The 23,552-nt window shown below is 70.1% G+C and carries 19 protein-coding genes; 10 read left to right on the top strand and 9 right to left on the bottom strand.

All coding sequences use genetic code 11. The features are described 5' to 3' along the window. Window positions 1-28: 28 nt before the first annotated feature. Entirely contained in the window at window positions 29-1,024 is a 996-nt protein-coding gene (locus AB0M02_RS32125; RefSeq protein WP_364233675.1) for a magnesium transporter CorA family protein, read from the bottom strand. 15 nt (window positions 1,025-1,039) lie between these two features. Then, window positions 1,040-2,467 carry an MFS transporter gene (locus tag AB0M02_RS32120; RefSeq protein WP_364233673.1) on the bottom strand — a complete coding sequence of 476 codons (1,428 nt, stop codon included), beginning with the start codon at window positions 2,465-2,467 and terminating at the stop codon, window positions 1,040-1,042. 83 nt (window positions 2,468-2,550) lie between these two features. On the opposite strand from AB0M02_RS32120, the gene AB0M02_RS32115 reads away from it, so the two are divergent. The 5 genes from AB0M02_RS32115 to AB0M02_RS32095 all read left to right on the top strand — a co-directional run bounded on the left by AB0M02_RS32115 (window position 2,551) and on the right by AB0M02_RS32095 (window position 7,359). Then, entirely contained in the window at window positions 2,551-3,216 is a 666-nt protein-coding gene (locus tag AB0M02_RS32115) for a TetR family transcriptional regulator (protein WP_364233670.1), read from the top strand. A 174-nt stretch (window positions 3,217-3,390) separates the two neighbouring features. After that, window positions 3,391-6,075, top strand: coding sequence for a carbohydrate binding domain-containing protein (locus AB0M02_RS32110; protein ID WP_364233669.1), 2,685 nt, complete (start codon window positions 3,391-3,393; stop codon window positions 6,073-6,075). A 96-nt stretch (window positions 6,076-6,171) separates the two neighbouring features. Continuing rightward, entirely contained in the window at window positions 6,172-6,522 is a 351-nt protein-coding gene (locus tag AB0M02_RS32105) for a VOC family protein (RefSeq protein WP_364233667.1), read from the top strand. Window positions 6,523-6,526: 4 nt separating this feature from the next. Continuing rightward, window positions 6,527-6,880, top strand: coding sequence for a metalloregulator ArsR/SmtB family transcription factor (locus tag AB0M02_RS32100; protein WP_364233665.1), 354 nt, complete (start codon window positions 6,527-6,529; stop codon window positions 6,878-6,880). Window positions 6,881-6,885: 5 nt separating this feature from the next. Then, window positions 6,886-7,359: a hypothetical protein gene (locus tag AB0M02_RS32095; protein ID WP_364233663.1), complete on the top strand. Its 474-nt coding sequence runs from the start codon at window positions 6,886-6,888 to the stop codon at window positions 7,357-7,359. A 66-nt stretch (window positions 7,360-7,425) separates the two neighbouring features. On the opposite strand, the gene AB0M02_RS32090 is transcribed toward AB0M02_RS32095, so the two are convergent. Next, a complete protein-coding gene (locus AB0M02_RS32090) occupies window positions 7,426-8,094 on the bottom strand; it encodes a helix-turn-helix domain-containing protein (RefSeq protein WP_364233662.1) in 669 nt (222 codons plus the stop codon). A gap of 98 nt (window positions 8,095-8,192) precedes the next feature. Between AB0M02_RS32090 and AB0M02_RS32085 the strand changes: the two genes are divergently transcribed. Beyond that, the gene (locus tag AB0M02_RS32085) at window positions 8,193-8,336 is read left to right on the top strand and encodes a hypothetical protein (RefSeq protein WP_364233659.1); all 144 of its coding nucleotides are present in this window, start codon (window positions 8,193-8,195) and stop codon (window positions 8,334-8,336) included. Then, window positions 8,333-8,983 carry a DsbA family oxidoreductase gene (locus AB0M02_RS32080; RefSeq protein WP_364233657.1) on the top strand — a complete coding sequence of 217 codons (651 nt, stop codon included), beginning with the start codon at window positions 8,333-8,335 and terminating at the stop codon, window positions 8,981-8,983. Before AB0M02_RS32085 ends, AB0M02_RS32080 begins: the two co-directional genes overlap by 4 nt. Here the strand turns inward: AB0M02_RS32080 and AB0M02_RS32075 are convergent. From AB0M02_RS32075 to AB0M02_RS32060, 4 genes are read right to left on the bottom strand one after another with little or no spacing between them, the layout of a single operon-like run. After that, the gene (locus tag AB0M02_RS32075) at window positions 8,978-10,162 is read right to left on the bottom strand and encodes an ABC transporter permease (protein WP_364233655.1); all 1,185 of its coding nucleotides are present in this window, start codon (window positions 10,160-10,162) and stop codon (window positions 8,978-8,980) included. The genes AB0M02_RS32080 and AB0M02_RS32075 overlap by 6 nt on opposite strands. Further along, complete coding sequence (locus AB0M02_RS32070; RefSeq protein ID WP_364233652.1) at window positions 10,159-10,875, bottom strand: ABC transporter ATP-binding protein; 717 nt, start codon at window positions 10,873-10,875, stop codon at window positions 10,159-10,161. The genes AB0M02_RS32075 and AB0M02_RS32070 overlap by 4 nt, the downstream gene beginning before the upstream one ends. After that, window positions 10,872-11,945 carry a peptidoglycan-binding domain-containing protein gene (locus AB0M02_RS32065; RefSeq protein ID WP_364233651.1) on the bottom strand — a complete coding sequence of 358 codons (1,074 nt, stop codon included), beginning with the start codon at window positions 11,943-11,945 and terminating at the stop codon, window positions 10,872-10,874. The genes AB0M02_RS32070 and AB0M02_RS32065 overlap by 4 nt, the downstream gene beginning before the upstream one ends. After that, window positions 11,938-12,591, bottom strand: a complete 654-nt coding sequence (locus AB0M02_RS32060) for a hypothetical protein (RefSeq protein WP_364233648.1) — start codon at window positions 12,589-12,591, stop codon at window positions 11,938-11,940. The genes AB0M02_RS32065 and AB0M02_RS32060 overlap by 8 nt, the downstream gene beginning before the upstream one ends. Before the next feature lie 118 nt (window positions 12,592-12,709). On the opposite strand from AB0M02_RS32060, the gene AB0M02_RS32055 reads away from it, so the two are divergent. From AB0M02_RS32055 to AB0M02_RS32045, 3 genes are all read left to right on the top strand, one after another. Continuing rightward, window positions 12,710-13,357: a response regulator transcription factor gene (locus AB0M02_RS32055; RefSeq protein ID WP_364233647.1), complete on the top strand. Its 648-nt coding sequence runs from the start codon at window positions 12,710-12,712 to the stop codon at window positions 13,355-13,357. Then, on the top strand, window positions 13,354-14,544 hold the full coding sequence (locus AB0M02_RS32050) for a HAMP domain-containing sensor histidine kinase (RefSeq protein ID WP_364233645.1): 1,191 nt from the start codon (window positions 13,354-13,356) through the stop codon (window positions 14,542-14,544). The genes AB0M02_RS32055 and AB0M02_RS32050 overlap by 4 nt, the downstream gene beginning before the upstream one ends. Before the next feature lie 109 nt (window positions 14,545-14,653). Continuing rightward, window positions 14,654-15,802 carry a hypothetical protein gene (locus tag AB0M02_RS32045; RefSeq protein ID WP_364233641.1) on the top strand — a complete coding sequence of 383 codons (1,149 nt, stop codon included), beginning with the start codon at window positions 14,654-14,656 and terminating at the stop codon, window positions 15,800-15,802. Between the two features lie 7 nt (window positions 15,803-15,809). Here AB0M02_RS32045 and AB0M02_RS32040 read toward each other — a convergent pair whose 3' ends face one another. Both AB0M02_RS32040 and AB0M02_RS32035 read right to left on the bottom strand, forming a co-directional pair. Continuing rightward, window positions 15,810-16,211: a hypothetical protein gene (locus AB0M02_RS32040; RefSeq protein ID WP_364233639.1), complete on the bottom strand. Its 402-nt coding sequence runs from the start codon at window positions 16,209-16,211 to the stop codon at window positions 15,810-15,812. Beyond that, on the bottom strand, window positions 16,208-23,485 hold the full coding sequence (locus tag AB0M02_RS32035; RefSeq protein WP_364233637.1) for a ricin-type beta-trefoil lectin domain protein: 7,278 nt from the start codon (window positions 23,483-23,485) through the stop codon (window positions 16,208-16,210). The genes AB0M02_RS32040 and AB0M02_RS32035 overlap by 4 nt, the downstream gene beginning before the upstream one ends. Between the last annotated feature and the right edge of the window lie 67 nt (window positions 23,486-23,552).

Here is a 23,552-nt window from a genome sequence, read left to right as displayed (position 1 = left end):
CGATTTCCGAGCTCATGTGGGGTCCGCGTCACAGCCAGCCGCGGCGTTTCAGGAACACGTAGAGACCCACCGCCGACACCGCGATCATCGAGCTGCTCAGGACGTACCCCCACCAGCTCTCGTACCCCGGATAGGGCAGGTTCTGCCCGAAGTACCCGGTCAGCGCCGTCGGCACCGCGATGATCGCCGCCCAGGCCGCGAGTTTGCGGGTGACCTGGTTGAGCACGTTGCTCTGCTCGGTGAAGTCCGCGTCGAGCAGGTCGTTGATCCGCGTGTAGGCGTGCTCGAGCAGGTCGAGCGCACGGTGTGCATGGTCCTCGACGTCCCGGTAATACGGCCGCAGATGGTCGTTGACCAGCTCGATCTCGGCCCTGTTCACCTGATCGACCACGTCGGCCATCGGCGCGACCGCCCGGCGCAGCGCCGCGAGCGCCTTGCGCAGCGTGAACGCGTAGAGCCGGACCGCACGCGGCGCACCACCCTCCCCGAGCATCTGGTCCTCGGTCGCGTCCATCGCCTCGTCGATCTGCCGCGCGGTCGCGTACTGGCTGTCCACCACGACGTCCAGCAGCCCGTACACCAGGAAGTTGACGCCACCGAGTGCCGCGAGATCCGCGTCCGCGTCCCACCGCTTCAGCAGCTTTTCAAGATCAAAGGCAAGAGCCGATTTTCGTACGGTGATAAGCGCTCTTTTGGTGATGAAAGCGCTGATCTCAGTCTTGCCACTGAGGTCGCCACCGTGGAACTCGACGGCGTAGACGTTGAGGAACAGATGGTCGGCGTACCTGTCGAGCTTGGGCCGCTGATGCACCTCGACGGCGTCCTCGACGGCCAGCGGGTGCAGCCCGAACTCCTCGGCCACCGCCTCGAGGTCGGTCAGGTCCGGGTCGAAGAGGTCGAGCCAGACCACCGCGTCCGGGTGATCGCGGAGCCGCTGGGCCGTCTCGGCCGCCGCGAAGTCCTCCGCGATCACCCGCCCGCTCTGGTAGAGCCGGCTACGGACAGGGCACGACGGTGCGCTCACCGCACCACAGTAGGGTCAAACCGCTTCGAGCACTCGCTCGGCCGGAGCCTCAGCCCGCGACCGGCGCAGCATGTACAGGCTGACCGGGACCCCGATGGCCACCAGGACCGCCGCGATCACCAGCGAGAACTGGTAGCCCTCCAGGTAGCGGTGCAGTTCGGAGCCCTCGGCGGCGTTCGCCCGGTTGGTCAGGATGGCGCCGAGCACGGTCACGCCGAGCAGGCCGAACACCTCGCGCGAGACGTTGAGCATCCCGGACGCGATACCGGCCCGGCCGGGCGGCAGCGCGTCGACCACCACGGTGCTGAGCGGGATGAGCAGGCCCCCGCCGACACCGTAGAGCGCGAACCAGGGCAGCAGGTCGGCGTACGAGGTGCCCTCGCCGTACTGTGCGATGCCGCCGATCGCCGCGGCCATCACCGCCAGACCGAAAGCGGTCACCCGGGCCACGCCGAAGCGCAGCTCCAGCCTCGGTGCGAGAACCGCACCGACCGCCGTGATGATCGCCATCGGGATGAACGCCGCACCCGCGCCGGTCGGCGAGAACCCGAGCACGTTCTGCAGGTAGATGGCCATGTAGAAGTAGATCCCGAAGACGCCGAACGCCCACAGGCCCATGGCCAGCAGCCCGCCGGTGAACATCCGCGAGCGGAAGAACTTCAGATCCACCATGGAGTCGGCGTTGCGGCTCTGCACCACCACGAAGGCCACGGCCGCCACCGCCGACACCGCGAACGAGCCGAGGATCAGCGGCGAGGACCAGCCCTCCGAGTCGCCCTCGATCAGCGCGAACGTCAGGGCGAACAGCGCCAGCGAGGACGCGACGAGCCCGGCCGGGTCGAGACGCCGGAACAGGCCGGCGCGCTGCTTGCCGGCGTCGTGCGCGGCGGGCACACTCCACCAGGTCAGCGCGAGGGTCACCACGCCGATCGGCAGGTTGATCAGGAAGATCCAGCCCCAGGAGACGTGCTCGCTGAGCACCCCGCCGGTGAACGGCCCGACGGCCAGCGCCAGCGCGCCCACGCCACCCCAGACGCCGATCGCGGTGCCGCGCTCCCTGGGATCCGGGAACAGCTCCTGCAGCAGCGCCAGCGAGGCGGGCGCCAGCAGAGCCGCGCCGATGCCCTGCACCGCACGCGCACCGATCAGCAGTCCCTGGCTGTCGGCGAGGCCCGCGGCCACCGAAGCCACCGTGAACACCACCAGGCCGGAAAGGAACGCGAGCCGGGTGCCGAGCACGTCCGCGATGCGGCCACCGGCCAGCAGCAGACCGGCGAAGACCAGGATGTACGCGCTCGTGATCCATTCCAGGCCGGCGATGTCCAGCCCGAGATCTCGTTGAATGCTGGGCAAAGCCACATTTACTACGTTGTTGTCCAGATACGTCATGAACGTCCCGAGCGCTACCGCTACGAGCGCCCACCAGCGCCGATTCTCTGCCATGGCCCCCACATCTCCCTGTACGCCGTACTTGTACGTTGTACATGTACCTCGTACATGAGACCTGTACGTTGTATGGTTGTCAAGTGACGCAGGACAGACTCACCAAGGCGACGGTGGCCGAGTGCGCGCTCCGCCTCGCCGACGCGGAAGGCCTCGAGGCGGTCACCATCCGTCGCCTCGCCAAGGAGCAGGGCGTCACACCGATGGCCCTCTACTGGCACTTCAAGAACAAGGACGAGCTGCTGCTCGGCATGGTCGACCACGCGCTTTCCGGCGTCCGCGCCGAGCCGGGCACCGGCGACCCGTGGCAGAAGCGGCTACGCACGGTGATCGAGACCGTGGCCGGCGTGCTGCGCGACCACCCGTCGCTGCCGACCCTGTTGCACGCCGTCGACAAGACCCAGACCGAGAGCTTCAACCGGGCGACCAACGACACGCTCGCCCTGCTGAGCGACGCGGGTTTCACCGTCGAGGAGGGCTACTGGGTCGCGATGCACCTGCTGAACGGGTGCATCGGGATGGTCAGCGGCCAGCCGGGGTGCCCGCCCACCGTGCCGCCTGAGCAGGCAGCCGAGTGGCTGCGGCAGAAACGCCTGCACCTCGAGTCGATGGCGTCCGACCGCTTCCCGCTGATGGTCGAGTTCGCCGCCTCCTACCGCGACGAGCCGGACGTCGAGCACTACTACGCCTTCTCCATCGACCTCCTGGTCGCCGGCGTCGAGACGATGGCCGCCAACCGGCGGGCCTGACGCCGCTTTTCACCACCAACCGGGCCGCCAGCTGGGCGACCCGGCCTTTGTGCTGCACATTCATGCAAGTCTCTTCCAGAACGTGCAAGAACTTGCTACGGTCCCCGTCAATATGAACGCGAGATTTCCGGCTCGCTACGCCCTCTCATCCCCCTGAAATGCTGGAGGCCCGCCGTGTCTCGAAGACTCCGAAGAGCACTGGCCGTGCTCTGCGCCGTCCCCCTTCTGCTGACCGCCGCACCGATGGCCGCACAGGCCGCCAACCAGGTGACCGTCTACTACAAACCGTCCGCGGGCTGGACCACGGTGAACATCCACTACGCACCCACCGGCGGCTCGTGGACGACCGTGCCGGGCGTGGCGATGACCGCGGACAGCTGCGCCGGCTGGTACCGCAAGGACATCGACCTCGGCACCGCCACCGGGTTGCAGCTCGTCTTCAACAACGGCTCCGGCACCTGGGACAACAACGGAGGCACCAACTACAGCGCCGGCACCGGGACCGTCACGGTCTCCGGCGGCGCGGTCGGGTCGGCGGTGCCGTGCAGCACGGCGGTCAACTCGGCGACCGTCTACTACAAGTCCTCCTGGACCACGACGTACCTGCACTACGCGCCGACCGGCGCCGCGTGGACCACGGCACCCGGCGTGGTGATGAACGAGGAGGCCTGCGCGGGCTGGGTCCGCAAGACCGTGAGCCTGGGCACCGCCACCAGCTGGGCGGCCACGTTCAACAACGGCTCCGGGACCTGGGACAACAACTCCGGCCGCAACTACGCGCTCGGCGCCGGGATCACCACGGTCAACGCCGGTGTGGTCACCGCGAACGCGGCCTCGCCCTGCGTGACACCGTCACCGTCGCCCACCGTCTCCCCCACGCCGACGCCCACCCCCACGGCCTCCCCCACCACCCCGGCGACCGAGGGTGAGATGCTCGGCGGCGACCCGCGCAAGGACAGCATCTACTTCGTGCTGACCGCCCGGTTCTACGACGGCGACGCCGCCAACAACCGGGGCGGCAGCCAGCACACCAAGTCGGGCAACGCCGCCAACCTCGACCCGATGTTCCGCGGTGACTTCAAGGGCCTGGTCGACAAGCTCGACTACATCAAGGCGCTCGGCTTCTCCGCCATCTGGATCACGCCGGTCGTGCTGAACCGGTCGGACTACGACTACCACGGGTACCACGGGTGGGACTTCTACGAGGTGGACCCGCGGCTGGAGTCGGACGGCGCGTCGTACCAGAACCTGATCGACACGGCGCACGCCAAGGGCCTCAAGATCTACCAGGACGTGGTCTTCAACCACACCTCACGCTGGGGCGCCAAGAACCTGTTCACCCCGACCGTGTACGGCGTCCGGGACAGCCAGTGGAGCTGGTACTACAGCGAGAAGGTGGCGGGCAAGGCGTACAACCCGCTCGAGGAGGACTCGGCGGGGCGGACGTACAACGGGGATCTGTGGAGCAGCACGGCGCCAAGTGGCAACACCTGTCCCAACTACGGCACGCCGACCGGTGGGAAGAGTCCCGAGGGATACACCCTCTACCACTGCCAGTGGCCGTCGCCGACCGCCAAGATGTTCCCCGCGGACCTGTTCCACCAGTGCTGGATCGGCAACTGGGAGGGTGAGGACGCCCGGTCGTGCTGGCTGCACGAGGACCTCGCCGACCTGAACACCGAGAACGCGACCGTGCAGAACTACCTGATCGGCGCGTACAAGAAGTACATCGACATGGGTGTGGACGGGTTCCGGATCGACACGGCCGTACACATCCCGCGGGTCACCTGGAACCGCCGCCTGCTGCCCGCCCTGCAGAGCCACCTCGTCGGGAAATACGGCGCGACGAAGGCCAAGGACTTCTACATCTTCGGTGAGGTCGCGGCGTTCGTGAACGACAAGTGGAACCGCGGCTCGGTCAACCACTCCGCCCAGTTCTTCACCTGGAAGGAGCGCACCACCTATTCGGCCGACGACACCGCCGCCGCCCTCGAGCAGTTCAACTACGAGAACAACCTCGGTACGGGCAACCAGCCGACCAGCACCAACGCGTTCCTGTCGGGGAACGCCTACCACGCGCCGGACCACAGCCAGTTCTCCGGCATGAACATCATCGACATGCGGATGCACATGAACTTCGGTGACGCGTCCAACGCCTTCCACAACGGCAAGGACTCGGACGACTCGGTGAACGACGCGACCTACAACGTCGTCTACGTCGACTCGCACGACTACGGCCCGAACAAGTCCTCGGTCCGGTACGCCGAGGGCACCGACGCGTGGGCCGAGAACATGTCGCTGATGTGGACGTTCCGCGGCATCCCGACGCTGTACTACGGCTCGGAGATCGAGTTCAAGGCCGGCCAGAAGATCGACTGTGGGCCGTCCTGCCCGCTGGAGACCACGGGTCGCGCGTACTACGGCAGCCACCTGGCCGGCAGCGTCACCGCGAGCGACTTCGGCGTGGTCGGCTCGGCCAGCGGAACCGTCGCGACCACGCTGTCCAAGCCGCTGGTCAAGCACGTGCAGCGGCTCAACCAGATCCGCCGCGCGGTGCCGGCCCTCCAGATGGGCCAGTACTCCACCGAGGGCGTCAGCGGCAACATGGCCTACAAGCGCCGCTACACGTCCGGCAGCGTCGACAGCTTCGCCCTGGTCACCGTCTCCGGCGGGGCCACGTTCTCGGGCATTCCGAACGGCACCTACGTCGATGCCGTCACCGGTGACAGCCGGACCGTCTCCAACGGCTCGCTGACCGTCGACCTGAACGCGAAGGGCAACCTGCGCGTCTACGTCCTCTCCCAGTCCGGCAACCCGGCTCCCGGCAAGGTCGGCACCGCCACGACGTACCTGAAGTAGCTCTCCCCTTTGTCAGTTGACGCTAACGTTAGCTACGGCTAACGTTAGCGTCGGCTGGCCGACCGGTCGGCAACGACGAGAGGGAAGGAGACGGTCATGGGCCGTCCCGTAGCGTTCTTCGAGATCATCAGCACCGACGCCGCCCGCGCGCGGACCTTCTACGGCGACCTGTTCGGCTGGTCCTCGGCCGACGAGGAGGGCGGGTACGCCCTGGTGGACACCGGCGCCGGCGAGACCGCGATCGGCGGTGGCATCGGGCAGGCCGAGAGCCCGGACGAGGCGGGTGTCAAGATTTACGTGCGGGTGGAGGACCTGGAGAAGTCGCTGGCGCGGGCCACCGAGCTCGGCGGCGCCACCCTGGTCGAACCGACTCCCCTGCCCGGCGACTACGGTCGGTTCGCGGTGTTCGCCGATCCGGACGGCAACCCGGTCGGTCTCTGGGGGTGAGCTGATGGTCGAGGACGAGTCCCAGGTCGACGACGCCCTCCGTGCGCTGGCCGAACCGCGGCGGCGGGCGATCCTGCGCCTGGTCGCCACGGACGAGCTGGCGGCCGGTGAGATCGCCGCGGCGTTCGACGTGACTCGGACCGCGATCAGCCAGCACCTGACCGTCCTCAAGGACTCCGGGCTGGTCAGCGAGCGACGGGCCGGGACCCGGCGGTTCTACCGGGCCCGGCCGGAGGGGCTGGACGGCCTCCGCCAGTTCCTCGACGAGATGTGGAGCGACGCCCTCGACGTGGGGCGCCGCCTCGTCGAGGCGGACCGCGCCGACGGCACCCCGGAGATCTCCTCGGACGTAGCCTGAACGGCGTGCCCGACAACGTCAGCCCGCTGAAACGCCCGCCGATCCGGCAGTCGACTCTCGTCCGCAGCGACCGCGACCACACCTTCGAGGTGTTCGTCCGCGACATCGGCGCCTGGTGGCCCACCCGGTCGCACTCCCTCGGCCAGGAGAAGGTCGTGACGGTGACCATCGAGCGCGAACTCGGCGGCCGCGTCTACGAGACCTGGTCCGACGGGACCGACGTCGCGTGGGGCGAGGTCATCGCCTGGCAGCCGACCGAGCGCTTCGGCATGACCTGGACCATCCTGGCCGAGACCACCGAGGTCGAGCTCTCGTTCACCGCGCTGGCGCCGGCCCTGACCAGGGTCTCCCTGGAACACCGCGGCTGGGAGAAACTCACCGCCGAGCAGTACGCCGCCGCAACCACCGTCACCGGCGGCTACGAGGCCGGCTGGCGCAGCATCCTCACCCTCTTCACCACCGCCGCCGAAAACCCGTAACCCCAATTCAATTGCGTGTGGAGTTGGGGTTCGCGGGTGGGCCGTACTCCACACGCAAGGTTGAGGTCAGTTGTGTGTGGAGTTGGGGTTCGTGGGTGGGCCGTACTCCACACGTGGGGTTGTGGTGAGGCCGGCGAGGACGTGGTTCATGTGGTCGGAGGGCAGCGGCTCGGCGGGGAGCGGGTGTGCGGCGGTGGCGCGCAGGCCGTCGAGCATGAAGGCCACTGAACGGCGCCAGGCCTGGGAGGTCGCGGTGGCGCGGGCGAGCGGCGCGTGTGAGGCGAGGAAGAGGACCAGGTCCTCGCCAGTGAAGTCGGTGCGCAGGGCGCCGGCCCGCTGAGCGCGGTCGATGATGGCGGCCGCGGCGGCGAACGTACGATCGCAGACCGACATCAGACGGCTCGCGTCCGGGAACCGGCGGTTGAGCACGTCGCCGAGTGCCGGGTCGACGGCCTGCAGCTCACACACCCGGTACACATAACCGGCGAAGCCCTCCCACGGGTCGGCGCAGGCCAGCGCGGCCTGTGCCGCCTCGTCGAGACTGGCGGCGGCGAGGTCGGCGACGACCTCGTCGATCAGCGCTTCCCGCGTACCGAAAAGGTTGTAGAGCGTGCCGTGGCTGACGCCGGCGCGGCGGGCGATCTCCTTGAGCGACACCTGCAACCCGCGCTCGCCGAACAGTTCGGCGGCGGCGGCACGGAGTTTCGTCGCGTTGCGCTGGGCGTCGGCCCGCATGGTCCTCCCCACATCGCCAAGTTGACTACCCGGTCAACTTCTCTGCTACCGTTTCGGAGGTAACTTGACCGCCCTGTCAGCTTAGCCGAGGAGCGTCCATGCCCGAGGTGACCGACGCACCGACCGAGCCTGCCGAGCCGGTCACGGCCCCGGCCGAGCCGGAACCGGCCGCGACCCTGCCGCAACTCATCATGCTCGACGCGGGCGACGCGCCGACCTGCACGGACGGAGTCTGCCTGTGAGCGCGCGCATCCGCATCGACGTCTGGTCCGACGTCGTCTGTCCCTGGTGCTACATCGGCAAGCGGCGCCTGGAGACGGCCCTGTCCCGCTTCGAGCACGCCGGCGACGTGGTGGTGCGCTGGCACAGCTTCCAGCTCGACCCGTCGATCCCCGCGGGGCACCGCGAGCCGGTGCAGGAGATGCTCGCCAAGAAGATCGGCGCACCCGCGTCCCAGGTCCGCGCGATGACCCACCAGGTCACCCAGCTCGCCGACGCCGAGGGCCTCACCTACCACCTGGACCGCGCCATCTCGGTCAACACCCGCGACGCGCACCGGCTGGCCCACCTCGCCGCCGAGCACGACCTGGGCACCGAGATGCACGAGCGCCTGCTCCGCGCCCACCTCTGCGACGGCGAGGTGGTGGACGAGCCGGAGACCCTGATCCGCCTGGCCGCCGAGGTGGGTGTCCCGGCCGACGAGGCGGCCGAGGTGCTGCGGACCACCAAATACAGCGCCGAGGTCGACACCGACATCCGCAACGCTCGCAAGATCGGCATCAACGGCGTCCCGTTCTTCCTGCTCAACGAGACCTACGGCCTGTCCGGCGCCCAGGCGCCGGAGACCATCCTCTCCGCATTGAACAAGGTCCACGCCCTCGCGTCATAGGGCGCGCAGTGCCTCGACCGGGGAGAGGCGGGCTGCGCGGATCGCCGGGTAGGCGCCGGCGAGGGCTCCGATGAGCAGGGCGGCGGCGAGGCCCGCGGCCAGTCCCTCGGGTGGGATCGCGAGCGGGTTGCCGCTGAGCCGGGCCACCACGGCGGTGGCAGCGACACCCAGCGCCAGGCCCAGCAGCCCGCCGGCCGCGGCCAGCATCGTCGACTCCAGCAGGAACTGGACGGCGAGGTGCGAGCGGCGGGCACCCAGCGCGCGGCGCAGGCCGATCTCGGAGCGCCGTTCCAGCACCGAGATCACCATGATGTTGGCGATGCCGACGCCGGCGATGAGCAACGCGACGCCGCCCAGGCCCAGGAACAGGCCGACGAACGCGCCCTTGGCCGCGATCCGCGCCACGAGCAGGTCGGACGGGCGGCGTACCTGGACGTCCTCCTCGGCGCCCGGGACGGTGGTGGCGGTCAGCACCGACGCCACCGCGGCCACCTGTTCCGGGTCCGCGCGCAGATAGATGCGGCTCGGCCCGCCGGTGCGCCCGAACCGCTGCTCGGCCTGCGCGAAGCTGATCAGCGCCGCGACGTCCATCTCCGGTGCGATCGCGACCGGCGCGAGCACGCCGACGACCGTGAAGTACTGGTCGCCGAGCAGGACCTGGGTCGAGGCGCCGAGGCTGCCGATGCCCATGATCCGGGCCGCCTCGTAGCCGAGAACGGTCACCGGGTAGCGGTCCGCGCGCGCGTCGAGGTACCGGCCGAGCAGCATCCGCGCCGACACCGTCCGCGGCAGCGTCGTGGTGGCAGCAAGAACGTTCGTTCCACCGGTCTGTGCCTTCGGGATCGCGCTGCTACGCCGTACCGGAACAGCCGCGACCGTGGCGACCGCCGCGACCGTCCGCACCGGCGGGATCCGCGCGATCATCGCCTCCGCGGTGACCGGCAGTGGCACCTCCCGCCCGTTGATCGACTGCCCGGACGCGACGGTGAGCAGGTTGCCGTTCTCCCCCAGCTCGTCGACCAGGTCGGCCTTGGCGGACTCGGCGATACCCAGTACGGCCACCACGGCCGCGACCGCGATGGCGATGCCGAGCGCGGACAGGGCCGAGCGCAGCCGCCGGGCACGCGTACCGGCCAGGGCCACGGCGAACGCGTCGGGCAGTCGCAGGCGTGACCTCATGACGGGCTCCCGGTGTCCTCGACGATCCGGCCGTCGTGCAGCCGCACCTGCCGCCGCATCGCCGCGGCCACGGCGGTGTCGTGCGTGATCAGCACAACCGTGGTCGGCGCACCAGGGTCGGCACGGCCGGACAACGGGCCGGCCAGGGCGGCGAGCAGGTCGACGATGCCGGCGCCGGTGGCCGAGTCGAGGCTGCCGGTCGGTTCGTCGGCCAGCAGCACCGCCGGGCGGCCGACGATGGCCCGCGCGATGGCGACCCGCTGGCGCTCACCGCCGGAGAGCTGGCCGGCGCGGTGCCCGATCCGCCCGGTCAGGCCGACCTGGCGCAGCGCCTCGGCGGCCCGTTCCCGGCGCGCCGCGGCCGGGACGCCCCGGTAGAGCAGGCCGGTCGCCACGTTGTCCAGCACGCTGAGGTGTTCGAGGAGGAAGAACCGCTGGAAGACGAAGCCGAGGCTGCCGGACCGGACCGCGGACAGCCGGGCGTCGGACAGGGCGGACGTGTCGGTGCCCGCGACGCGTACCGTTCCGCTGGTCGGCCTCTCCAGAGTGCCCAGGATGCTGAGCAGTGTCGACTTGCCCGCGCCGGACGCACCGGTGACCGCCACCGCCTCACCGGCGCCGACGACCAGGTCGACACCGGTCAGGGCGGTGACCGGGACAGGGTGGCGGTACACCTTGTGCACCCCTGACAGCTCCAGCGCCGCGGCGGTCATGCCGGCGCCTCCACGGTCGCGCCCTCACGCAGGTCCGCGGCCTCGACCTGGACCATCGTGCGGGCGAACAGGCCGGGAGTGACGCCGACGAGCCGCCGGGCGCCGTCCTCCAGCAGGTACACGCCGAAGCCGCCGCCGGCGAGCGCGACCAGCGCGGTGATCGGTACGGCGAGGACGCCCTCGGCCGACTCAGCGATCACGTTCACCTCGACCGGCGCCTGGTCCAGGGCCGCGGCCGACGCCTGACGATCCAGCGAGACGGTGGCCGCCACGGAGGCGAGCTCGTCCCCCCGGCCGGATTCGGCGCTCGGCGTGGACGCCACCGTGGACAGCGCGGTGACCCGGCCCGGGACGCTCTCCCCGGCGGGCAGCGTGACCGTGACGGCGTCGCGCAGGTGGACGAGGTGTGTCTTGGTCACCGGTACGGCCAGGGTCACCCCGATCTCCGGTGACGTGCCGGACAGCACCGGGCCGCCGGTCGTGCCGGTCACCGGGCCGCCGGCCGCCGCGCCGAGGGTGGTGACCCGCATCCGGCCCGGCAGGAAGGCGACGGCGCCGAGCTCGATCCGGCCGGTCGCCGGCTGGCGGGTCGCGCGCTGCCAGCGGCGTACGGCAGCAGCGGTCGCCCCGGTGAACGTGCCGTCGACGGTGAGTCCGGCCGTCGTGGCGTGCCCGAGCGCGACCAGGTTGCGCTCCAGCGCGCGGACGTCGCGTCCGGCGGCGACACCGCGTTCCAGCGACCGCCACGCGGGCCGGTCGCCGTAGAGCAGCCGCACCGGCCGGTTGTCGACGGCCAGCAGCGGCTGCCCCCGGCCGATCACCTGACCCGGCAGTGGCAGCCAGGTCACCGTCCCGGCCGCCGGGCCGGGCCAGTACACGGCGTACGAGCCGGTGTACCCGAGGGTGCCGGGCAGGGTGGTGGTCGTCGAAAGGTCGGTGCGGACCACCGTCGCCGATCCGGTCGGCACCGAGGTCACCGACGGCACAGCCGGCTCGTCCCACAACAGCCGGCCGGCCCCCGCGCCGACGACCGCGACCGTTGCCGCGCCGAGCACCGTACGCCTACGCATCGCCCAGATTCCCCAGGCTCGACACGGCTGCCTCCTCGTCGAGGATCGCCCGGCAGGTCTCCAGTGCCCGCCGTACGGTCGGGTCCTGCTTGCCCGCGGCCGGGATGCCCTCCGAGTCGAGCCCGAACCCCTTGCCCGGCGAGAAGCGGCTGTCCGCGGTCGGGTCCCGATAGTCGGGCAGGCCGTTCGCGCGGAAGCACTCCGCGGACCGGACCCCGGCCTGGATGAGCCGCGGCGGTGGCGGCCCCTGGTCCCGCATCGAGAAGTTCGCCGCCCGGATCAGGTCACGGCAGGCCGCGTCGATCGCCTCCATGGCCGCCTCGTCGAGTGAGCGCAGCGCCACCTCGTCGGTGTACACGTACCCGTCGGCGGTGAGCAGCGGATCCTGGTACTGGGCCGCGCCGTGCTGCCGGACGCACTCGGCGGCGGCGTGCAACCGCGCCCGGCGCTCGGCGCTGGCGTCGCCCGCGACCGCGTTGGGATTGGGATCCTCGTTCCCGCCGGTGCCGGCATCGGCGCCGGCACTGGCACTGGCACTGGCACTGGCGGACAGGGTGGGCACGGCGCGCGTGGGCGGCTCGTCGCCGCACGCGGCACAGACGATCAGGCCGGCGGTGGCCGTAACGGCCACCAGGAAGCGCTTCATGACAACCCCCGGTTGTGGACAGCCGACTGGACGGCGACAGGTCTACCGGACCGGCGATGACACCAGCGCTACAGAACGTGTTGGACGGATGTCACGTCCGGCGTTGCACAATGTCGGCATGCGCGTGCTGGTGGTCGAGGACCACGTCACGCTGGCCGCCCGGATCGGGGAGGGCCTGCGTGACGCCGGCATGGCGGTCGACGTCGTCCACGACGGAGCCGCCGCGCTGGACGGCGTCGCCGGTACGGCCTACGACGTCGTGGTCCTGGACCGGGATCTGCCGGTGGTCCACGGCGATCAGGTGTGCCGGTCGCTGGCCGCCGGCGCGGACGCCCGCATCCTGCTGCTGACCGCCGCGACCTCGGTCGACGACCGGGTCGACGGCCTGGAGCTGGGCGCCGACGACTACCTCGGCAAACCCTTCGCGTTCCCCGAACTCGTCGCCCGGGTGCGTGCCCTCGCCCGCCGCACGCCGTCGGCCCCGCCGCTGGTGAGGCGCGGTGACCTGGTCGTCGACCGGGCGCGGCACCGGGCGAGCCGGGGCGGGCGCGCGCTGTCGCTGACCCGCAAGGAGTTCGGCGTGCTCGAGATGCTGACCGCCGCCGACGGCGGTGTGGTGAGCGCCGAGCTGCTCCTGGAGCACGTGTGGGACGCACACGCCGACCCGTTCAGCAACGTCGTGTCGGTGACCGTGGCCCGGTTGCGGCGCAAGCTGGGACCGCCGGCGCTGATCGAGACGGTCGTCGGGCGGGGCTACCGGCTGTGAGGGCGCCCTGGCGGTTCAGCGTCCGGGTCCGGCTCACCCTGCTCTACTGCGGTCTCTTCGCGGCGTGCGGCGTGATCCTCGTGGTGATCACCTACGGCCTGCTCGCCTCGAACCTGCCCGGCCCGGCGCCGGACAAGGAGGTGACCGCGAGAACAACCGCCCCGGCCGGCTTCGCCGAGACCTGTGCGAAGGCGTCCACCGACCCGAACGCGGAGCCCGGCCTGCTCTACAAGTGCAAGGCGGCGTACGAGGAGGGCCTCGTCGAGGGCGCCACCACTCAGCGGCAGGCGACCCTCGACCAGTTGCTGCGGTACTCCCTGGGCACCCTCGCCGCGGTCACGCTGCTGGCCGCGGTGGCCGGATGGGTCGTCGCGGGCCGGGTGCTGCGGCCGGTGCACCGGATCACCGAGGCCGCCCGCAGCGCGTCACAGGACCACCTCTCGACCCGGATCGCGATGACCGGGCCGCGCGACGAACTGCGCGAGCTGGCCGACACCTTCGACGAGATGCTGGACCGCCTGCAGTACGCGTTCGAGGGCCAGCGCCGTTTCATCGCCAACGCCGGGCACGAGCTGCGGACGCCGCTGACCGTCATGCGCACCGCGATCGACGTCGTCCTGGCCAAGCCGGAGCCGAGCCGCGACGAGCTGCTCGGCATGGGCCACGAGGTCCGTACCGCCGTCTCGCACGCCCATGCGCTGATCGACGCGCTGCTCACCCTGGCCCGCGCCGACCGTGGCCGGATCGACCGGGAGCCCGTCGACCTGGCCACCGTCGCGGAGGACGCGATCGACGCGGCCGCACCTCCCGGCGCGCGACTGCACATCTCACTCGGACCCGCACCGACCCACGGTGACCCGATCCTGCTCGAACGGCTCGCGGCCAACCTGCTCGACAACGCCGTCCGGTACAACACGCCGGACGGCACCGTCTGGATCACCACCGGCTCCGGCGGCGGGCGGGTCGAGCTGACCATCGACAACACCGGCCCGGTGATCGCACCGGAGAGCGTCGCCCGGCTGTTCGAGCCGTTCCGGCGCCTGCAGGACCGCACCGGTGACGGCGGTTTCGGGCTGGGCCTGGCCATCGTCGCGTCGATCGCGGCCGCACACGGCGGGCAGGCGAGTGCGGGCGTCCGTCCCGGCGGCGGGCTGAGCGTCACGGTGAGCCTGCCGGCGGCGGGCTAGAAATATTCGTCCTAGTCAATCCGATGCTCGCGATGTTATGAACTGATGAACAGATTGGGAGCGCTCCCATTTCTGTCAGTGCATCGACGTCGTTGGGAGAGAACACCACATGGGTAACCGTCTGAGAACCGTCCTCGCCATGGCCGCCGCCACCGCGGTCACGGCGCTGACCCTCGGCGTGACGACCGGACCGGCCGCCGCGGCGCCCGACGCCAGCGGCGCCAGTGTCGCCACCGGGTACGGCCACACCTGCTCGATCCCGGCCAACGGCACGCTGTGGTGCTGGGGTGCCAACTTCAACGGCGCGCTCGGCGACGGCACGACCGCCGACCGTCCCACCCCGGCGCGGGTCGGCACGGCCACCAATTGGGCCGTCATCGACGCGGGGACCACGCACAACTGCGCTCTGCGTACCGACGGGACGCTGTGGTGCTGGGGCAACAACTTCCGCGGCCAGCTCGGCGACGGCAGCACCACGGCACGGTCGGTCCCGGTTCAGATCGGCACCGCCACCTGGAACAACGTCAGCGCCGCCGACAGCCACACCTGCGCGGTCCGCTCCGACAACACGCTGTGGTGCTGGGGCTTCAACCGCTCCGGCCAGCTCGGCACCGGCGCCTACACCGAGACGGCACCCGTGCAGGTCGGTACCGCCACCAACTGGGCCAGTGTCGCGACCGGGTACGCGCACACCTGCGCCACGCGTACCAACGGCACCCTGTTCTGCTGGGGTGACAGCACCCGCGGCCAACTCGGCCTCGGCATCCTCAGCTATCGGGCCACTCCGGAGCAGGTCGGCACCGACACCACGTGGTCGACCGTGACCGCCGGGTACGCCTTCACGTGTGCCACCCGTACGAGCGGCACCCTCTTCTGCTGGGGCGAGAACGGTTACGGCCAGCTGGGCGCTACCGGCACGTACCAGACCAGCCCCGCGCAGGTGGGCAGCGGAACGACCTGGCGGACCGTCCGGGCCGGGGACAACACGGCCTGCGCCAACCGCGCCGACGGCACGCTGTGGTGCTGGGGCAACAACATGGCCGCCCAGATCGGCGACGGCACCACGACGAACCGGTACGCCCCCACCCAGGCGGGCACCGCCACGACGTGGACCAGCGACTTCGCCCTGAGCTACCACACCGCCGCCGTGCGCGCCGACGACAGCCTGTGGAGCTGGGGAAACAACGACAACGGCCAGCAGGCCGACGGGACGACCACCCGGCGGCCCACACCGGCTCAGCTGACCCTGCCGGCCTGACTCCGGCTCATCCCAACGCGTCCAGGAACGACTGCGGGGGCAGATAGTCGTGCTCGCCGACATAGTGCACGACCAGGGTCGGCGCCACGAAGATCGTCCCGTCGGCGGCGGTGACCTCCAGTTCCCCGTTGCCGAGCCACCCCTGCCGCCCGGAGATCTCGCTCCGGAACGGCAGGGGTGAGCGGCTGTCGCAGAAGCCGCAGTGGTGCACCCCGCGCATGAGGCGCACCGGTTCGAGAGCCTTCTCCCGCAGCGCCGCCAGGATCTCGGCGGCGCTGCGGCCCTTCGGGTACGGGACACCCGGATCCAGCCAGCCCACGTTGAGCATCGCCTCGGCGTGCTCCGGCGCGACCTGCGGCCAGGTCTTCTTCCAGTACTCGTACGGGGAGAGGTCCTCGAAATGGGTCACTCACGGCTCCACGGGTCGGGCGGGCCGTTACGGCAGGCCGCCCAGTGAGTGTCGCCCATACCCTCGTAGAGCAGCTCGGTGAGCGGGTGACCCTCCGCCTCCCACGGCAGGAACGACCCGTTCATCTGCATCAGCTCAGGCGCGGGGAACAGCCGGTAGTTCGGGATCTGGTCGCCGGCGACGTACGTCTTGAACGGGTTCCAGTGGATGCCCTGCTCGATGTCGAGGCCGTCCCGGTTGGAGATGCCGGTTCCGTGCGGCGAGTAGAAGGTGATCGTCGTGCCTTCCGGCACCGTCACATAACCGTCCGCCGGATCCCACTCGCCGTGACCGGAGAAGACGGTCTGGCCGTCGCGCCGGCCACCATCGAGCGTCTTGCCGATCGGGTCGTCGGCGTCGTCACCGCCGGAGTCCCGCTTGGAGCGCGTGTTGGAGCCACCGCTGCTCCGCGACGAGGAGCCGGCCGAGCCGCCCGCCTTGTCCTTCCCCTTGCCGCTGCCGGCCGAGGACGAACTGGGGTTGGACTTGGACTGCGACTGTTTCTGTGCTGGGTTACCCGTTTTCTTCGTGGCGTTGGACGCCTTGTTGCTGATCGTGTTGACCTTGTCGGTGGCCTTCTTCTTCGCGGCCTGCGCTGCCTTCTTGGCGCGCTCGATGGCGGCCTTCTTCGCCTGCAACGCGAGTTGTTCGGCTCGGCGTGCGACTGCCAGCACCGCCTCGGCGGCCTTCTTCGCCGTTCGCCACGCTTGAACCGCAGAGATCGTACGGTCGATCGCCTTGATGATCCGCGCGCCCGACTTGAACATCTTGGCCCACGGGATCATGTCGAGCAGCAGGCTGCCGCACGACCACAGGTCACCGCCGAAACAGGCCATCGCGTCGTTGAGACCGATGCAGTCCTTGAGCACGTCCCAGGCGATCGACAGGATCACCGAGGCCAGCGACTTGTTCGCGTTGGCCTGCGCCTCGGCCACCTGCGCCGCGGTCAGGCCGACGCCGGCGAGAGCAGCCGCCATCTCGGAGGCGGTGAGCGTCACCGACAGGCCGGTCGGGTCGGAGAGGGTGACCGGGTTGTTGTGGGCGTAGGAGTACCCGTTGGACTGCAGCGGGTCGGCCAGGTCCATGACCGGGTCCGCGGAGAGGAACCGGCCGACCGTCGGGTCGTACAGGCGCGCACCCAGCGGCACGTAACCCGTGGCGTCGTCCCGGTCCTTGCCCAGGAACCCCTCGTTGTTCTGGGTGTGCATGCCGAGCGGCACCGTGCCGCGCTGGTTGCCGAACGGGTCCTGCTTGCGGATCCGCACCTGCCCGGTGCCGGCCATCGCGACTTCGGCGTACGGGGTGCCCTGATGGTCACCGACGACGGCCATCAGCCCCGGTGCGGCGTTGGCGTGCGCATTGCGGACCACCGAGCCACCGGGCGCGGGGTAGGAACGCTGGGTGTTGACCAGCGCGCCGCCCTGCCGGACGGTGACCTCGGACTCGCCCAGGAACAGCGTGGCCTGCCGCTCCTTACCCTGAATGGTCAGCAGCTTGCTGCCGTCCGGGCCGTAGATGTGGCGGGTCTCGTTCTGCGGCTCCCACAGCTGCTCGGCCGCGGCGGCGACACAGGCCGCCAGCACGATCGGCGTCGCGTCGGCGGTCGCCTTGTCCTTGACCGCGACACACAACCCGGACGAGACGTGGGTGAGCTGGTTGGTGGCCGCGTTGCGCCGCAGCTGCTGCGCCGCCGACCCGTCACACTTCTGCAGCTGGAACGCCGAGCCCGCGGTGTTCGCGGCCGGCTGGACGCACCACCCCTCGTGGATCGAGAGGCTGCCGAGGTTCGGGTCGGTCTGCACCGGCGCCGGGGTGAAACGCCACTTCTGCGCGAGGCCACCGTTGCAGGTGTAGAGCTGGATCGGCTGGGCGGCCTGCGGCAGGCTCGACTTGAGGTCGAGGCACTTGCTCGCGAGACCCAGGTACGCGGTCTTGCCGTTCGCGCCCTGCCCGTTGATCCGCTCGATCTTGCCGTCGTACGTCCAGGACAGCTCCTGCTTGTCCCCGTTCGCCACCGACGTGACGGTCTTCGTCTCGCCGGTGAGCTCGTACAGGCGGTCCACCTCGGCGGCGACCTGCGTACCGGCCGGTCCGACGTACTTCTTCGTCCGGGTCAGGGTCTGCGGCTGGCTGCCGTCGGACTTGCCGTACGTGTACTCCGTGGTGGTGTCCTTCGCGGCCTGCTCACTCGTGCCGCTGAAGTCCTTGTTGACCAGCTTGGTGCGGTTGCCCAGCAGGTCGTACTCGTACTCCTGCCAGTAACCGGCGGTGTCCTTGCCCGGCGCCACGTTGTGCGTGCCGTCGGCGTTCTTCGGCCCCGCCGAGCAGCTGGTCTGGTCCTTGGCGGTCCACGCCCGCTTCAGCTGACCGAGCGGGTCGTAGTTGAAGCACTGCCGTTCCTCGATACCGGTGGCCTGCTCGCGGATCGCGGTGACGTTGCCGGCGTCGTCGTAGGCATAGGTGCGCTGCGAGACCAGGTTGCCCCCGACGATGGAGGTGTCCTCGGCCTTCTCCCGGTACACCTGCTGGCGGGTCAGCGCGCCGGTGGCGTCGTCGTAGTCCGCCAGCGCCCACACCCGGTACGGCTGCGCGCCCAGCGTCGAGCGCAGCACCTGCCCGTACGGCGAGTAGACGATCTCCGAGCCGTACCAGTCCTTGCCGGAGACCGACTTGGGCATGCCCTCGGCGGTGTAGCGCACCTGCAGCTTCTCGTCACTGAAGCCGCCGACCGCCGGTAGCAGGACCGAGTCCGGCATGCCGATGTCGGTGTACGTGTAGTTGTACGTGTACGACGGCTTGAGGCCCCACGTCGTGGCAACCGACGTCGGCAGGTTCAGCGTCGTCGACGTCGGCTGGTACGAGCTGTTGTACCCGCCGATCGTCTGGGTGTACGGCAGCCCGTCGGTGTACCGGGTGGCCGTAGCCGGCTGTCCCTTGCCACCCGCCGCGGTGTCGTACGAGTACGCCGCCAGAATCTGACCGTCAGCGGTACCCAGCCGCTGCTCGGTCGGGCGCGACAGGTCGTCGTACTTGTTCCAGACCGTGACGTTACGGCCGTTGGTGATCGACTGCGGCCGGTTGTAGTCGTCGAACGTGGTCCGGGTGGTGCCGGTGTTCGGGTCGATCGCCTGCTCCAGGCGCCCGGCCCGGTCGAACGTCCACGACCAGGTCAGCTTCGCGTTCTCCGAGTGGACGGCCTTGGCCAGCTGACCACGGGCGTCGTGCTCGTACCGCATCGACGTGAACGTGGTCCGCGCCGCGTTGGTGAAGGTGTCCACCCGGCTGGTGCGGCCCAGCGCGTCCGTGTAGACCCGGTACGAGGCGGCCCCGGCCGGGTTGATCACCGTCGAGTAGTCCTTGCCGTACTCGTAACGGGTCGCCCGTGCCGGCACGTCGACGGTGTCCAGGACCGGCAGTTCCTCCACGACGCGGCCGAGACCGTCGTACGTGTACCGCGTGGCGTTCGGCGGCAGCGTGTCAGGCGTGAACAGCTCGCCGTTCGGCGCGCCGGAGGTGAGGTACGAGTTGTAGCTCATCCACACCTGGCCGGAGCCGTTGTACAGCGTGTCGGAGATCAGCCGGCCGCTGCCCACGGCCTCCTGCTGGGTCTGCCGGGCCCGGCCCATGCCGTCGTAGATGGTGACGGTGGTGTCGATGCGATCGTTGTGCCCGCGGGTCTTGGTGGTGACGTACGGCGGCAGGCCCGGCGTGACCGTGTAGACCGCCTCGAAGTCCGGCGTCGCGGCACCGGCCCGGCCGGGTGCCCAGCCCTTGCGCAGCCGGCCCAGCGGGTCGAACTCGGACGTGCTGACGTGCCCGTTGACGTCGGTGACCCGGACGCCGACACCGCGGCCCGGCTCCACCTCGGTGAGCTGCTCGTGGTTGAGGAAGTTCTTCTCCCGCACCCGGTACGCCTGACCGGTGCCCGGCTCGAAGGTGATCGAGGTGCTCCGGTTGTCCCGGTCGGCACGCGCGGTGACCCGGCCGATGGCGTCGAAGGTGGTCGTGCCGTCGAGCTGGAAGGCCGTGCCGTCCGCCTTGAGCGACCACGCCTGCGTCGCGAGACCCCGGGGAGTGTCCGGGTGCAGCCCGGCGCCGTACGCCTGCTTGTCGTACGCGATCCGGGTCGCCGAGGTCAGCGTGCTGAGCGCGCCGGTCTTGGCGTCGGTGCAGTTGGTGGCGGTCCTGATCTGCTTGGTCAGGCCGATGATGTTGCGGCCGACGTCGTGGACGTACTCCATGACCGAGCAGGACTCGTCGCCGTCGCGACCGGTGTCGCCGAGCGACTCGACCTGCGTCGGCAGGCCGTACTCGTCGTCGAACGTCGTGCGGCTCTCCACCCGGCGCTCGGTCCGGTTGTCGTCGCCGCTGCCGGACGACTTGGTCACGGTCAGCTGCCGCGGCTCCAGCACGCGCCAGGCCTGCAGCGGGGGCAGGCTGTCCGCGGACCGGTCGCGGCTGGCGAGTTCCACCGCCTGGGGGTACGTGATGCTGCGGGTCAGCCACTCGTCCTCGGCGTCACCCACCTTGCTGTACGTGAGCTCCTCGGCGATCCGGCCGGCGAAGGGCTCCCGGTCCTTGGCGATCTCGACACCCTCGACGTCCTTCACCGAGACGGTGTCGCCCATGCCCCGGAAGTAACTCGTGACCGCCTTCGACCGCGTCTCGTCCTCGGCGCCGGTGAGCACCGTGGTCTTGGCGAAGCCGGCGAACTGCGAGTACGTGCGGGTGGACTTCTTGGTGAACTCGGCCTCGGCCAGCTTCCAGCCGGCGTTCGCGTACTCGTAGCGGGTGTCGGTCTGCGCGGCACCCGACACGGCGGGCAGCTCCTGGATACGCGTCACCACGTACTTCTGGAACCAGTCGATCTCTTCGAAGTTCGCGTCCGGATGCCAGAACGTCGGGTAGCACAGCCGGGTGTTGGCCTTCAGCTCCGCCGGCTCGTCCTTGCCGGGCAGGCCCGCGCCGCTCTCGCACTGCCCGGTGGGCGTGTTGTAGGTGACCCGGGTCTCGCCGCCGTACTCGTTGATGACCCGGGCGATGCGCAGGCGGGCGAAGCTGGGGCGGTTGTCGTCCTTGACCCGGTTCGCCATCTCCTCGGTGTTGGACTCGAACCGGACCGGGGCAAGCGGGGCCTTGTCGATTCCGTTCACCGCATATCCGGTACGGGTGACCGACTCCAGCCACAGCGCCGTGTTGTTACCCGTCTTGAGGTAGGGCAGGTCCTGCTTGAGCTGGTACTCGTCCACCTTCTTCAGGGCGGTGCTGCCCTCGGTGCGCTGGGCATACGTGGTGATCTTGTCGAGGCGCGCCCGGCTCCAGAACGACGGGCCGGCGTTCCAGCACAGCACGTCCTTGGTCGGCTTGCTGCAGTACATGTCGGCCGGGGTGTCGTACCAGACCCGGTAACGGCCCGGCTTGCGGCTGGTGAAGTCCTCTTCGGTGCAGGTGGCGCCGTCGCGGGCGTAGCACCGCTCCGCCACGTCGAAGGTGACCCGTGCCTGCGGCGCGGTGGAGAACACGCTGCTCGCGCGCTGGCCGTAGTCGATCCGGGTCAGATAACCGCCCCGGTGGTACGGCACCGGGCTCTTGAAGTTGAAGTTGCGGGCGTAGTGGTTGCCCTCCCGCGCCCACCACAGGCTCATCGCGTTGCCGTGTACGTCCTCGACGTAGTCGAGTCCCCAGCGCCAGGCGTCGGTGCAGTACGACTTCTTCCAGTCACTCTGGTAGCACGGCTCGTCCGCGTGGTTGCTGTAGACCGGGACGGTGAGCACCGAGTTGGTGACCGGGTCGTCGGCTTCGGTGCCGTGGTCGGACCAGCCCGGCAGGCGGTTCAGGCCGAAGTGGAACCGGGTGCCGTCACGCGTGGTGACGACCCAGTACTCGCCGTCCTTGTCACCGTTGGCCTTGCCGGTGTCCTTGACCAGGTCGATCTTGGAGCCGTCGCCGTTGGCCGTGAAGTACCGCTTCTTGCCCTCGTCCCAGACCAGCTCGGTGGTGATGCCGCCGAGCGACAGGGTGGCGTTCTTCGAGCCCCAGCACAGGTCCGCGGTCTTGTGCTCGGTGTTGTTCGACCCCTTCTTCTTGGAGTCCTGACGGCAGTTGGCGTACGTCCGGGTGATCGCGCCGGCGTTGTAGTCCCAGCCGTCACCGATCCAGGAGGCCTGGTTGTTGGTCGACGAGGTACGCCCGTCGACCGACTGCGACGAGTAGCCCAGCTTCACCTTCGGGGTGAGGCCGCCCGCGGTCTCCGGAACCTGCACCTGGTAGCCGTAGGTGAACGCACCCGACGACGAGCCCGCCGCCCAGGAACCCGAGGAGAGAAGCGGCGTCGCCGTGAAGTCACCGCTCGCGGACGCGCCCGTGTCGAGAGCACCGACCACACCGGAGCTTCCGGCGGCGGCGGCGGCCGCGCGCTGCATGCCGCCGGTGCCGCCGGGCGTCGCCGCGTCCTCGGCGGTCAGCTTCGAGATGGACAGGTTCCCGCTGAGCATCAGGCGCTCCGGCGCGGAGGCCGACGCGGTACGCGCCAGCGTGGCCGGCGCCGGCTCGAGCGTCACCTCGCTCGGCACCGTCTCGACGTTCTCCGGTACCGCGGGGTCCTCCGGCTCCGCCTCGCCGTTCGACGCGCAGTCACCGGCCTCCGGGGAGTCGAAGACGCAGTCGGGCAGCAGCACGATGCCGAACCGGTCCGCGGCCTGCGGCCCGTACAGGTCGGCGAACGCCGTGGTGTCGACCTTCAGCGCGACCTCGGCGGCCGGGTCGGCGGTCACCGGCGGCGTGATCTTCATGATCAGGCCGGCCAGGTCCGCGGTCTCCGACGCCTCCGGTGCGGCCAGGTCCACGGTCCAGCTGCCGGCCAGCGCGGCCGGGTCGCCGCCCTCCGGCACACCCAGCTCCACCGGCAGGTCCTCGACCTTGACCGTGGTGCCCTCGGTGACGTCGGTCAGGTCCACCGAGCCGGTGTCCTGCTGCCAGGGCGTGACGTTCTCCGGCTTGTACGGGTCGACCGCCACCTCGTCCGCGGTGGTCAGCTCGATGGGCGCCGGCACGGCACCCTCCGCCTCCACCGGCTTCGGGACGTCGGGCAGTTCCACGACGGTGTCGTCGCGGTTCATACCGTCGCCCGGAATGGCCCACGCCTGGGCCGGGGCGATCGTCACCGCCAGCGTCGTGGACAGCAACACAGCGATCGCTGCCCTGGTACGCCGCGACAGCGGACCTGTTCCACGCATTCGAGTCGACTCCCACCGCAGTCGCGAAGACAAAAAGAGGCACACGCCTGGCGAGGCGCGTGCGTGG

Source organism: Actinoplanes sp. NPDC051861, from assembly GCF_040681145.1.
GTDB lineage: Bacteria > Actinomycetota > Actinomycetes > Mycobacteriales > Micromonosporaceae > Actinoplanes.
Note: the sequence above shows the minus strand (reverse complement) of the source record. Positions and strands in the feature narration are given on the sequence as shown.